General features: G+C 48.8%; 8 protein-coding genes and 2 pseudogenes. 5 read left to right on the top strand and 5 right to left on the bottom strand.

What is annotated here, in order from left to right:
- The first annotated feature begins 9 nt into the window (after positions 1 to 9).
- The 4 genes from dmsB (at position 10) to AAYN39_RS09735 (ending at position 4,629) form a co-directional block, all read left to right on the top strand.
- Positions 10 to 627 carry a dimethylsulfoxide reductase iron-sulfur subunit DmsB gene (gene dmsB, locus AAYN39_RS09750; RefSeq protein WP_000213069.1) on the top strand — a complete coding sequence of 206 codons (618 nt, stop codon included), beginning with the start codon at positions 10 to 12 and terminating at the stop codon, positions 625 to 627.
- 1 nt (position 628) lies between these two features.
- Complete coding sequence (locus AAYN39_RS09745; protein WP_000534681.1) at positions 629 to 1,492, top strand: dimethyl sulfoxide reductase anchor subunit family protein; 864 nt, start codon at positions 629 to 631, stop codon at positions 1,490 to 1,492.
- A gap of 349 nt (positions 1,493 to 1,841) precedes the next feature.
- Positions 1,842 to 2,990, top strand: coding sequence for an MFS transporter (locus tag AAYN39_RS09740; protein ID WP_000029921.1), 1,149 nt, complete (start codon positions 1,842 to 1,844; stop codon positions 2,988 to 2,990).
- A 217-nt stretch (positions 2,991 to 3,207) separates the two neighbouring features.
- Positions 3,208 to 4,629, top strand: coding sequence for an amino acid permease (locus AAYN39_RS09735; RefSeq protein WP_001134259.1), 1,422 nt, complete (start codon positions 3,208 to 3,210; stop codon positions 4,627 to 4,629).
- A gap of 291 nt (positions 4,630 to 4,920) precedes the next feature.
- Here AAYN39_RS09735 and pflA read toward each other — a convergent pair whose 3' ends face one another.
- Together pflA and AAYN39_RS09725 are read right to left on the bottom strand one after the other, a co-directional pair.
- The gene (pflA, locus tag AAYN39_RS09730) at positions 4,921 to 5,718 is read right to left on the bottom strand and encodes a pyruvate formate lyase 1-activating protein (protein ID WP_000067928.1); all 798 of its coding nucleotides are present in this window, start codon (positions 5,716 to 5,718) and stop codon (positions 4,921 to 4,923) included.
- Positions 5,719 to 5,836: 118 nt separating this feature from the next.
- Positions 5,837 to 6,160: pseudogene (locus tag AAYN39_RS09725) on the bottom strand (cytoplasmic protein).
- 130 nt (positions 6,161 to 6,290) lie between these two features.
- On the opposite strand from AAYN39_RS09725, the pseudogene sopD2 reads away from it, so the two are divergent.
- A pseudogene (gene sopD2 / locus AAYN39_RS09720) lies at positions 6,291 to 7,249 on the top strand (type III secretion system effector SopD2).
- Between the two features lie 75 nt (positions 7,250 to 7,324).
- On the opposite strand, the gene pflB reads toward sopD2, so the two are convergent.
- From pflB to ycaO, 3 genes are all read right to left on the bottom strand, one after another.
- A complete protein-coding gene (gene pflB, locus AAYN39_RS09715; protein WP_001292799.1) occupies positions 7,325 to 9,607 on the bottom strand; it encodes a formate C-acetyltransferase in 2,283 nt (760 codons plus the stop codon).
- A gap of 59 nt (positions 9,608 to 9,666) precedes the next feature.
- A complete protein-coding gene (gene focA / locus AAYN39_RS09710; protein WP_000642539.1) occupies positions 9,667 to 10,524 on the bottom strand; it encodes a formate transporter FocA in 858 nt (285 codons plus the stop codon).
- Between the two features lie 404 nt (positions 10,525 to 10,928).
- Positions 10,929 to 12,689, bottom strand: coding sequence for a 30S ribosomal protein S12 methylthiotransferase accessory factor YcaO (gene ycaO / locus AAYN39_RS09705; RefSeq protein ID WP_001764662.1), 1,761 nt, complete (start codon positions 12,687 to 12,689; stop codon positions 10,929 to 10,931).
- Positions 12,690 to 12,695: the final 6 nt, after the last annotated feature.

The following is a 12,695-nucleotide window of genomic DNA, read 5'->3' as shown; positions in this document are numbered from 1 at the left end:
GAGTAACCGATGACAACCCAGTATGGATTTTTTATTGATTCCAGCCGTTGCACCGGTTGCAAAACCTGCGAACTGGCCTGCAAGGACTACAAAGATTTGACCCCGGATGTCAGCTTCCGCCGCATTTATGAGTATGCAGGTGGCGACTGGCAGGAGGATAACGGCGTCTGGCACCAGAACGTCTTTGCCTACTATCTCTCCATCTCCTGTAACCACTGCGAAGACCCGGCCTGCACCAAAGTCTGCCCGAGCGGCGCGATGCACAAGCGCGATGACGGTTTTGTGGTGGTGAACGAAGAGGTCTGTATCGGTTGCCGCTACTGCCACATGGCCTGCCCGTACGGCGCGCCGCAGTACAACGCGGCCAAAGGTCATATGACCAAGTGCGATGGCTGTTATGACCGGGTGGCGGAAGGTAAGAAACCGATCTGCGTCGAATCCTGTCCGCTGCGGGCGCTGGATTTCGGCCCGATAGACGAACTGCGCAAAAAACACGGTGAGCTGGCTGCCGTCGCGCCGTTGCCGCGCGCGCATTTCACGAAGCCGAATATTGTGATTAAACCCAACGCCAACAGCCGCCCGACCGGGGACACCACCGGTTATCTGGCCAATCCGAAGGAGGTATAAGATGGGAAGTGGATGGCATGAATGGCCGTTGATGATCTTCACGGTCTTTGGTCAGTGCGTGGCCGGTGGTTTTATTGTTCTGGCTCTGGCGCTGATGAAGGGCGACCTGCGCGCGGAAACGCAGCAGCGGGTGATCGCCTGTATGTTTGGTCTGTGGGTGCTGATGGGGATTGGCTTTATCGCCTCGATGCTGCATCTGGGCTCGCCGATGCGCGCGTTTAACTCGCTTAACCGCGTGGGTGCTTCCGCACTGAGCAATGAAATTGCCAGCGGCTCGGTGTTTTTTGCGGTCGGCGGGATCGGCTGGCTGCTGGCGGTACTGAAAAAGCTGCCGCCGGCACTGCGCACACTCTGGCTGATTATCACGATGGTACTGGGCGTCGTCTTCGTCTGGATGATGGTACGCGTCTATAACAGCATCGATACAGTACCGACCTGGTATAGCGTCTGGACGCCGCTGGGCTTCTTCCTGACGCTCTTTATGGGTGGCCCGCTACTGGGTTATCTGCTGCTGCGCATCGCGGGCGTGAACGGTTGGGCGATGCGTCTGTTGCCTGCGGTTTCGGTGCTGGCGCTGGTGGTTATTGCCATTATGGTGGCCATGCAGGGCGCGGAACTGGCGACGATTCACAGTTCCATTCAGCAGGCGTCTGCTCTGGTGCCGGATTATGGTTCGCTGATGGCCTGGCGTATGGTGCTGCTTGCGGCGGCGTTGTGCTGCTGGATTGTGCCACAGTTAAAAGGGTATCAACCTGCGGTACCGTTACTCTCTGTCGCCTTCATTCTGATGCTGGCGGGGGAATTGATTGGCCGCGGCGTATTCTATGGGCTGCATATGACCGTGGGCATGGCGGTAGCCAGCTAACGCGTTGACGCGCATTCGGCCTGCAGAACGTGCAGGCCGAATACGCCTTTAGCCGCCGTCAATCTAAGGAATATAACCGGGGCGGAGAAGGCGCATATAAATCCATAGAGAAGAAAACGAAGCTAAAGGAACCATGAAATTTTTCGACTGAACAAAACGCCGATTTTGCGGGTTAGATCAATAAAAACAAGGGGATGAATTTTTAGCCTTTCAATATATTCACGTGCAGAATAAGTAAATCGAATCGATAGTCTCAAAACTTGCGGATCGCCCATGCGGAGCCGATTGACAATGTTTTTGGCGATGGCATGATGCGCATGAAATTTGAACTTCCTCACGGTTTTTATTCATGTCCATCTATACCCGTCCCGTCATGCTTTTGCTGTGCGGGCTACTTTTGTTGACCCTGGCCATTGCGGTACTGAATACGCTTGTGCCGCTGTGGCTTGCTCAGGCAAACCTTCCGACCTGGCAGGTGGGGATGGTCAGCTCGTCTTATTTTACCGGCAATCTGGTCGGGACGTTATTTACCGGGTATTTAATTAAACGCATTGGGTTTAACCGTAGCTATTATCTTGCCTCGCTGATCTTCGCCGCGGGTTGTGTCGGGTTGGGGGTGATGGTGGGGTTCTGGAGCTGGATGAGCTGGCGTTTTATTGCCGGTATCGGCTGCGCCATGATTTGGGTGGTTGTCGAAAGCGCGTTGATGTGCAGCGGAACCTCGCATAATCGCGGACGCCTGCTGGCTGCCTATATGATGGTCTATTACATGGGGACCTTCCTTGGACAATTATTGGTCAGTAAAGTATCTGGTGAATTGCTGCACGTCCTTCCCTGGGTGACCGGAATGATTCTGGCGGGAATTCTGCCGCTACTCTTTACCCGAATTGTAAATCAGCAAACGCAGGCACGTCATTCCTCTTCTATTAGCGCCATGCTGAAGCTACGCCAGGCGCGTCTTGGCGTGAATGGTTGTATTATTTCCGGCATTGTTCTTGGTTCATTATATGGCCTGATGCCGTTATATCTGAAGCATCAGGGGATGGCTAACGCCAGCATCGGTTTCTGGATGGCGGTGCTGGTGAGCGCCGGTATTTTGGGGCAATGGCCAATGGGACGTCTGGCGGACAAATTTGGTCGCTTGCTGGTATTACGCGTACAGGTATTCGTTGTCATACTCGGCAGTATTGCCATGTTAACCCAGGCGGCGATGGCGCCAGCTCTGTTTATTCTGGGGGCGGCGGGTTTTACGCTTTATCCCGTTGCAATGGCCTGGGCCTGTGAAAAAGTCGAACACCACCAGCTTGTGGCAATGAACCAGGCGCTGTTGTTAAGTTATACGGTAGGGAGCCTGTTGGGGCCGTCTTTTGCTGCGATGTTAATGCAGAATTATTCAGATAATCTGCTGTTTATTATGATCGCCAGCGTATCGTTTATTTATCTGCTGATGCTGTTACGTAACGTCGGCCAGACGCCTAATCCTGTCGCCCACATCTAACTGTTCTCTGAATCGTATGCAGGACGTGAGTCTTGCATACTCTTTGTTTATGTTTTACGTAAAATAATTGACCTGCATAATTTTCTTGCTTTACTGAAAAATAAAATGTGCCGAAGGTTATAATTTTGCGCTCCTCTATTTTCTCTCTTCGTCTTTACCGCGCATAATCCCCCGCTTCATTTATAGTAATAGCATTGTGTTCACGAAGGATCGCGTTATGCCGAATGTGCAGGAAAAACAGTTGCGATGGTACAACATCGCCCTGATGTCGTTTATTACCGTTTGGGGATTCGGCAATGTTGTCAATAACTATGCTAACCAGGGGTTAGTGGTTGTCTTCTCCTGGGTGTTTATTTTTGCGCTCTATTTTATTCCTTATGCCTTAATCGTGGGGCAACTGGGCTCAACCTTCAAAGAGGGAAAAGGGGGCGTCAGTACCTGGATTAAGCATACGATGGGGCCGGGGTTGGCTTACCTTGCGGCATGGACTTATTGGGTCGTGCATATTCCCTACCTGGCGCAAAAGCCGCAGGCGATACTCATTGCATTGGGATGGGCTTTAAAAGGCGACGGCTCGTTGATAAAAGAATATACCGTCGTTGCCTTGCAGGGGCTGACGCTGGCATTGTTTGTTTTCTTTATGTGGGTTGCTTCCCGGGGGATGAAATCGCTAAAGGTTGTTGGGTCTGTGGCTGGGATTGCCATGTTTATCATGTCAATTTTATATGTTGTGATGGCAGTGACCGCGCCAGCAATTACAAACGTTGAAATTGCGACCGCTAACATCACCTGGCAGTCATTTATTCCTCATATCGATTTTACCTATATCACCACCATCTCTATGTTGGTCTTTGCGGTTGGTGGGGCAGAGAAGATCTCGCCTTATGTCAACCAGACGCGGAATCCAGGAAAAGAATTTCCGAAGGGGATGCTCTTTTTAGCCGTCATGGTTGCGGTCTGCGCTATCCTCGGTTCGTTGGCGATGGGAATGATGTTTGATTCCCGGCATATACCTGACGATTTAATGACCAATGGGCAATATTATGCATTCCAGAAATTGGGTGAGTATTACCATATGGGTAATTCATTAATGGTGATTTATGCCATTGCCAATACTCTGGGGCAAATCGCCGCGCTGGTGTTTTCTATTGATGCGCCACTGAAAGTCTTACTGGGTGATGCAGACAGTAAATATATCCCGCAGCGCTTATGTCGTACTAACGCTTCAGGTACACCAGTTAACGGTTATTTGCTGACATTAGTGTTGGTCGCTATCTTGATTATGTTGCCAACGCTTGGCATCGGCGATATGAACAACCTGTACAAATGGCTGCTTAATCTCAATTCAGTCGTTATGCCGCTGCGCTATCTGTGGGTATTTGTCGCCTTTATTGCCGTCATTCGACTGGCGCAAAAGTACAAACCCGAATATGTGTTTATTCGCAACCGGGCGTTGGCGTTAACTGTGGGAATATGGTGTTTTGCCTTCACCGCGTTTGCCTGCCTTACCGGTATTTTCCCCAAAATGGAGGCGTTCACGCCGGAGTGGGCATTCCAGCTGACGTTGAACATCGTGACACCTTTTGTCCTGGTCGGGTTGGGATTAATTTTCCCACTGCTGGCGCGTAGAAACACATAACGACGCTCTTTTCCACGGCGCTCCTGTCAGGCGAGCGCCTTTTAAGGTTACAGGTGCCTGGGTTCCAGGCGGAGACCACGGTATTAACAGGCGCCGGGGCAGCAATAGTTGTCAGACCTTCAACCCAGCAGCAGATAAGCGACTCTGTATTTAATACCTGGTAAGCGCAATATTGTTAACCAGGCCTGTCTGACGGCGGGGTCGGGTATTTTAGCGGTAAGAGCGTTACCCAGACAGCAAAACGGCTACCGTCATGGGTAGCCGTTTAAAAGCGGATAAGATAGCAGGCGATTAATACATCACTTTATGACCATACTGCTCAAGAATACCCTTTACACGTTCCATGGTCTCTTTTTTAGGCGGCTTCACGCCATCCAGTTTATATTCTTCGCCCATTGCCACCCATTTATGTTTGCCCAGCTCATGATAGGGCAGCAGTTCGATTTTTTCGACATTACCCATATCGCGGGTAAACTCACCCAGGCGATGCGCGGAATCATCGTCGTCAGACCAGCCGGGAACGACAACGTAACGGATCCAGACCTTCACATTTTTCTTTGATAAATACTGCGCGAATTCCAGCGTCCGGTGATTGGATACACCGACCAGATTCTGGTGGATCTCATCATTCATCTGCTTGAGATCGAGCATCACCAGATCGGTAACGTCCAACAGTTCATCAATCACCGGGTCATAACGGCGCACAAAGCCGTTGGTGTCGAGACAGGTGTGGATACCTTCTTTTTTACAGGCGCGAAACCAGTCGCGTACAAATTCTGCCTGCAAAATGGCCTCGCCGCCGGATGCCGTCACGCCGCCGCCAGAAGCATTCATAAAATGCCGATAGGTCACCACCTCTTTCATTAAGTCTTCAACGGTGATTTCTTTACCGCCATGCGTATCCCATGTGTCGCGGTTATGGCAATACAGGCAGCGCATCAGGCAGCCCTGGAAAAAGGTAATAAAGCGGATGCCTGGGCCATCAACGGTGCCACAGGACTCAAAGGAGTGAATGCGACCAATAACCGGCTTTTTATCAGCAGTTACTGCAACACTTTCATTTGTAATACAATCGGTTAAGTTACTCATATCGCTTCGGCTAGCTCTAAATAACATGGGGTTTATGGACACATTCCGGGCATGTTGAGCACCCTAGTAAGGGGGTTGCATCCTGTAAAAAAGCGGTACTGCGAGCGTAAATTTTGGACTACAGAATGTGTGGCTGTTCCAGAATGTGCTGCAATGGAGCTATTTTACCTCTATTCAGTATAAAATATACGGCAAATCTATGCTGCATAGCTTGCACCGCCAGAAATTGTGGCTCATTCATCAGCTCGTAACGCCCGAACCGCAATACATACTGTAAGTGTATCATCCATAGCGTCCTGGTTTTGCTGTTTATGAACCGCCTCTTTTTTCAAATGGTTGATGCCGTTTTTGTGGTCAGAACAAAAATAATTCTCAACATAATTCAGATGTGTCCAAAGAACGTTACGCCTGTCCAGTGCCTGGCGTTGCATTCAACGCGCAATCAGGTGTAAATCTGATGTCATTTCTAAACCCGGACTGATTCAATCTCTTAAATAGAGTGTGGTTTTAATCAAAAAATGAGAGCAACGGATTGGATTTTGCTTTCGCGGTAAATAATCAAAGGAGTTATTATGCCAGTTACGTTAAGTTTTGGTAATCGTCATAACTATGAAGTTAATACTTCACGGCTAACCCGTTTGATGAGTCCTAATAAAGAAGAAGCGCTATACATGGGGGTATGGGATAGATTTAAGGACTGCTTCAGAACACACAAAAAAAAGAGGTGCTGGAGGTATTATATACACTCATCCATGGATGTGAACGTGAAAATCAAGCTGAACTTAATGTTGATATAACCGGCATGGAGAAGATACATGCCTTTACACAATTAAAACAATATGCTAATCCATCTCAACAAGAGCGCTTTGTTATGCGTTTTGATATGAATCAGACAAAAGTTTTATTTGAGATTGATGGCCAGGTTATTGATAAATGTAATTTGCATCGTCTCCTCAACGTTTCAGAAAACTGTATTTTTAGAGTGATGGAAGACGATGAAGTAGAGTTGTTTTTTAAAGTATGTATTAAGTATGGAGAAAAAATTGCTCGCTATCCAGAATTATTAGAAGGCTTTGCTAATAAACTTAAAGATGCAGTTAATGAGGATGATGACATTAAGGATGAAGTTTATAATTTTATGCGATCTGGAGAAGATCGAAAAATGGAATGTGTTGAATGGAATGGTACGCTTACTGAAGAGGAGATGAATAAACTACGCTGTCTTCAAATGGGGTCTTTTAATATTACTACCCAATTTTGTAAAATAGGTTACTGGGAATTAGAGGGAGAAGTCCTGTTTGATATGGTTCATCCAACACTTATCTATCTGCTACACGCATATAAACCGTCATTGTTATCTGATTTAATAGAAACTAACACCATGCTGTTTTCTGATGTATTAAATAAGGATTATGATGAGTATCAAAATAATAAAAGAGAAATTGATTCTATTCTAAGAAGAATATATAGATCACATGATAACACTTTATTTATAAGTGAAAATTCTAGTTGTCGCAATATGCTTATATAAAAAGTCATTAAAAAGGCCCCACTGATATGGAGCCTTTTTTGTACGCTTTTTATGGCGTAATTTCAGTCAAACCCATTACATGGTCTGCGTGAAGGTACGAGTAATAACGTCCTGCTGCTGTTCTTTCGTCAGGGAGTTAAAACGTACTGCGTAACCAGATACACGGATGGTCAGCTGCGGATATTTTTCCGGATGTTCCATCGCGTCCAGCAGCATTTCACGGTTCATGACGTTGACGTTCAGGTGCTGACCGCCTTCGATGGACGCTTCGTGGTGGAAGTAACCATCCATCAGACCTGCCAGGTTAGTCTTACGAACTTCGTCGTCTTTACCCAGTGCGTTCGGAACGATAGAGAAGGTATAAGAAATACCATCTTTCGCGTAAGCAAACGGCAGTTTAGCAACGGAGGTCAGAGAAGCGACAGCGCCTTTCTGGTCACGACCGTGCATCGGGTTAGCACCTGGTCCGAACGGCGCGCCAGCGCGACGACCATCCGGGGTGTTACCGGTTTTCTTACCATACACAACGTTAGAAGTGATGGTCAGAACAGACTGCGTCGGGATAGCGCCACGGTAGGTGGTCAGTTTCTGAATTTTCTTCATGAAACGTTCTACCAGGTCAACCGCCATGTCATCTACACGAGCGTCGTTGTTACCAAACTGCGGGTATTCGCCTTCGATTTCGAAGTCGATAGCCAGACCATCTTCGTCACGAATCGGTTTAACTTTCGCATATTTGATGGCAGACAGGGAGTCAGCCGCAACGGACAGACCTGCGATACCACACGCCATGGTGCGGATAACGTCACGGTCGTGCAGCGCCATCAGAGAGGCTTCGTAGCTGTACTTGTCGTGCATGTAGTGGATAACGTTCAGTGCGGTGACATACTGTTTAGCCAGCCAGTCCATGAAGTGATCCATGCGATCCATCACTTCGTCGAAGTTCAGAACATCGCCTTTGATCGGTTCGGATTTCGGACCAACCTGCATTTTCAGTTTTTCATCAACGCCGCCGTTGATTGCGTACAGCATGGTTTTCGCCAGGTTTGCACGCGCGCCGAAGAACTGCATTTGTTTACCAACGATCATCGGGCTTACACAGCATGCGATAGCGTAGTCATCGTTGTTGAAGTCCGGACGCATCAGGTCATCGTTCTCGTACTGCAGAGAAGAGGTGTCGATGGAGACTTTAGCGGCGAACTTCTTGAAGTTCAGCGGCAGTTTTTCAGACCACAGAACGGTGATGTTCGGCTCCGGAGACGGCCCCATGGTGTACAGGGTGTTCAGGAAACGGAAGCTGTTTTTGGTGACCAGAGTACGGCCATCAACGCCCATACCGCCGATAGATTCGGTTGCCCAAATCGGGTCGCCGGAGAACAGTTCATCATATTCCGGAGTACGCAGGAAGCGAACCATACGCAGTTTCATGACCAGGTGGTCAATCATTTCCTGTGCGTCTTGCTCGGTGATTTTGCCTGCTTTCAGGTCACGTTCGATGTACGCATCCAGGAAGGTGGATACACGACCGAAGGACATTGCTGCGCCGTTCTGAGATTTAACCGCAGCCAAGTAACCGAAGTAAGTCCACTGGATTGCTTCCTGAGCGTTAGTCGCCGGGCCAGAGATATCGCAGCCGTATTTAGCTGCCATTTCTTTGATCTGACCCAGAGCGCGGTGCTGTTCAGCGATTTCTTCACGCAGACGGATAGTCGCTTCCAGATTTACGCCGTTTTCCAGATCGGATTGCAGAGACGTAAACTGCGCGAATTTGTCTTTCATCAGGTAGTCGATACCGTACAGCGCTACGCGACGGTAGTCACCGATGATACGGCCACGGCCATACGCATCCGGCAGACCGGTCAGCACGCCGGACTTACGGCAACGCAGGATGTCCGGAGTATAAACGTCGAATACGCCCTGGTTGTGGGTCTTACGGTATTCGGTGAAGATTTTTTTGATCATTGGGTCCAGCTCGCGATTGTACGCTTTGCAGGAACCTTCAACCATTTTGATGCCGCCAAACGGGATAATCGCACGTTTCAGCGGAGCTTCAGTCTGCAGACCAACAATTTTCTCAAGCGCTTTGTTGATGTAGCCAGCGTCGTGAGAAGTGATGGTGGAAGCAACGGAGGTGTCAAAGTCAACAGGCGCGTGAGTGCGGTTTTCCTGTTTAACGCCTTCCATTACGCTGTCCCACAGCTTGGTGGTCGCGTCAGTAGCGCCAGCCAGGAAGGACTCGTCACCCTCATACGGAGTGTAGTTTTTCTGAATGAAGTCACGGACGTTTACTTCATTCTGCCAGTCACCTTTGGTAAAACCTTCCCAGGCTGTGGCTAACTTTTCATTAAGCTCGGACATGTAACACCTACCTTCTTAAGTGGATTTTTTATTTACTGCGTGTAATGGACATCAACAGATTAATGATGCTCGTTACCACGCAGGTAAATGACCCAGTATGTCAACCCGACCAACAAACCGCCGCCGATAATATTACCGATCGTGACCGGAATCAGGTTATCAGTGATGAAGCTCATCACGGTCAGGTGAGAAAAACTTTCCGGAGACGAACCAACCGCGGTCCAAAACTCCGGTGTAGCGAAATCGCGTATTACAATACCCATAGGAATCATAAACATGTTTGCGATACTGTGCTCAAAACCGCTGGCGACAAACATGGCGACGGGCAGTACCATGATGAACGCTTTGTCCATCAGGCTACGACCTGAGTAGCTCATCCACACGGCCAGACAAACCATCAGGTTCGCCAGAATACCGAGGCAGACAGCTTCAATAAAAGTGTGGTGCATTTTGTGGTCGGCGGTTTGCAGGACGTTAAGTCCCCATTGACCGTTGGCAGTCATATACTCGCCGGAAAGCCACATCAGTAACACGAAAAGCAGAGCGCCAATCAGGTTACCAAAATAGACGTTTAACCAGTTTTTAGCCAGTTGTCCCCAGGTGATGCGACCGCTAGCTTTAGCTACAACGATCAGAACAGTAGAGGTGAAAAGATCAGCGCCGCAAATAACACAGAGAATCAGTCCCAAAGAGAAACAGATACCCCCGATAAGTTTCGCCATGCCATAAGGCATCGCGCCAGTACCGGTTGTCGCAGTAATATAAAAAACAAAGGCAATTGAAATGAATACGCCGGCGGTAATCGCCAGATAGAAAGTCTTAAGCGGATGTTTCGTTGCTTTATAGACGCCTGCTTCTTCAGCCACTTTGGCCATTGCTGCAGGGAGTAAAAGGTCAAAAGGGTTGTCAGCTTTCACACTAACTCTCTCTTTATTAAGTCGGCGACGAGATACTAACAAAGCATTATAGATGAGAATTTGATATAGATCATATCTCGCCTGGCTTATAGGCCCGTAAGTCGCATGGCTTTTATGCAATTACGGTGTAACTTTTTGATTATCCTAATAAAAATAAATTTTAAAAATTATAAATAGAGTTGAATTTTTTCCTGGCTCCTCCTGCTGCACGGTTAATTAATATGGAGTAATCAACAAATAAAGCAACATCATTATGTCAATTAATTTAATATCAACAACCAATATTTAACCTTGTTATTACATTTTTCGCCGTTTAGTGAAAATAAATAAAACGGGGCCGCAAAGGCGCCCCGTAATATAACGCAGCCGAGAGGGTAAACCTACCCTAAGTCACTCATATGGCCTTATTTTGACCAGTATGCCGCTTTCGCGCGCTGTAATTTATCATACGCTTTTAACAAGGACTGATGCGCCGGGAACGCTTGTAGATCGTGGTCGACAGCCGGTAGTCCATAAAAAGCCGCTTCACCGCTAAGCGCGGTGCTGGCGGCTTCTACAGCCTCTGCGCCATACATTTTTATAAAAGCATTGAGATATTGCAGCGGCTGACGCGCATCTTCTTGCGACAGGAGCAGCAGCGTTTGCAGGCAACGGTAATAGTTTGCGCGTACCGGACTAAAGACCGACGAATTGAACTCCATCGTCCATTCTGTCCAGATTAGCGCCTGCTCCAAATCGCCGCCCGCTAACGCTAGCATTGCTTTTAATTCGCCGACGCGCAGTGTATACCAACCATTGTCCGCTCCGGTCGCCAGACCCAACAGTTCACGCACGCGGGTGAAATCGTCAAAACCTTCTTCATCCAATTGTTCAATCAGATTGAGATAGTCTTCTTTATTCCAGGCGCTACCGGGCAGCGAAAGCAGAATCTCACGAAGATGGCTACCCATATTGTTGTTGGCCAGCCACAGATCTTCGGCAGGATAAATATCAGACATTCCCGGTACGATAATACGACAGGCGTATACGCCGAGATGCTCGTAATCGGCAATGTAAACTTCTTTATCTTCAGCAGCGAAGATGGCCATCAGCGTGGCGAATTCTTCTTCGGTAGTGCCGGAGAAACTCCAGTCCGTGAACGGGTAATCGGCGTCCTGTTTGAACAGATCCCAGGAAATCAGGCCGCTGGAGTCGATGAAGTGGGTCTCCAGATTAGTGTGCTCCGCGACTTCTTCATCATCGAACGTTGGCGGCGTGAAGACATCAAGATCTTTCAGACCGCGTCCCTGGAGTAGCTCGGTCACTGTACGTTCCAGCGCAACGCCAAAGTCAGGATGGGCGCCAAAAGAAGCAAAGCAGGTACCGTTAGCCGGGTTGAACAGCACGACGCAGATAACCGGATACTTACCGCCCAGCGAGCCGTCATAGGCGAAAATCGGGAAACCCTCGGCTTCCAGCGTGGCGATTGACTCCATTACCGCCGGATAACGCGCCATCACCTCTGCGGGAATCTCCGGCAGACTGATACTTTCCGCAATGATGCGATTTTTCACATAACGCTCGAAGACTTCCGACAGTCCCTGAACGCGGGCTTCATTACGCGTATTGCCGGCGGACATTCCGTTAGAGACGTACAGGTTGCCGATAATATTCATCGGAATATACACGGTCTGGTTATCGGACTGACGGGTAAATGGCAGGCCGCAGACGCCGCGTTCTTCATTGCCGGACTGAAGATCAATTAACTGGCTTCCGGTGAGTTCATTTTCCGGATCGTAAAACGCGCGCAGACGGGCATCAAGCAAGCCTTCCGGTACGTCGTCATTTTCAGTCAGCGAGAACCACTTTTCATTCGGATAATGCACGAATGGCCCGTTGGCGATCGTTTCGCCAAGCCAGAAATCAGCAAAAAAGTAGTTGGTTGACAGACGCTCGAAGTATTCGCCCAGCGCCGAGGCCAGCGCCGCTTTTTTGGTCGCGCCTTTTCCGTTGGTAAAGCATAACGCGCACTCTTTATCGCGAATATGCACTGACCAGACGTTTGGCACCGGGTTCAGCCAGGAGGCCTCTTCGATGTGAAAGCCGAGGTCGAGTAACTTTTGCTGGAAGCGGGCGATGGAGTCTTCCAGCGCGGCGTCTTTGCCGGGAATAAATGTTTGCGTCATGAAAAT

This window comes from Salmonella sp. K21076 (assembly GCF_039650795.1).
Taxonomy (GTDB): Bacteria; Pseudomonadota; Gammaproteobacteria; order Enterobacterales; family Enterobacteriaceae; genus Salmonella; species Salmonella enterica.
The sequence above is the reverse complement of the archived record's forward strand: the minus strand, read 5'-3'. Positions and strand labels throughout refer to the sequence as shown.

Bases quoted from the DNA above. Each gene is read 5' to 3' on its own strand.
- dmsB (WP_000213069.1), top strand. From the start codon at position 10: ATGACAACCCAGTATGGATTTTTTATTGATTCCAGCCGTTGCACCGGT.
- ycaO (WP_001764662.1), bottom strand. From the start codon at position 12,689: ATGACGCAAACATTTATTCCCGGCAAAGACGCCGCGCTGGAAGACTCC.
- AAYN39_RS09740 (WP_000029921.1), top strand. From the start codon at position 1,842: ATGTCCATCTATACCCGTCCCGTCATGCTTTTGCTGTGCGGGCTACTT.
- pflA (WP_000067928.1), bottom strand. From the start codon at position 5,718: ATGAGTAACTTAACCGATTGTATTACAAATGAAAGTGTTGCAGTAACT.
- pflB (WP_001292799.1), bottom strand. From the start codon at position 9,607: ATGTCCGAGCTTAATGAAAAGTTAGCCACAGCCTGGGAAGGTTTTACC.
- AAYN39_RS09735 (WP_001134259.1), top strand. From the start codon at position 3,208: ATGCCGAATGTGCAGGAAAAACAGTTGCGATGGTACAACATCGCCCTG.
- AAYN39_RS09745 (WP_000534681.1), top strand. From the start codon at position 629: ATGGGAAGTGGATGGCATGAATGGCCGTTGATGATCTTCACGGTCTTT.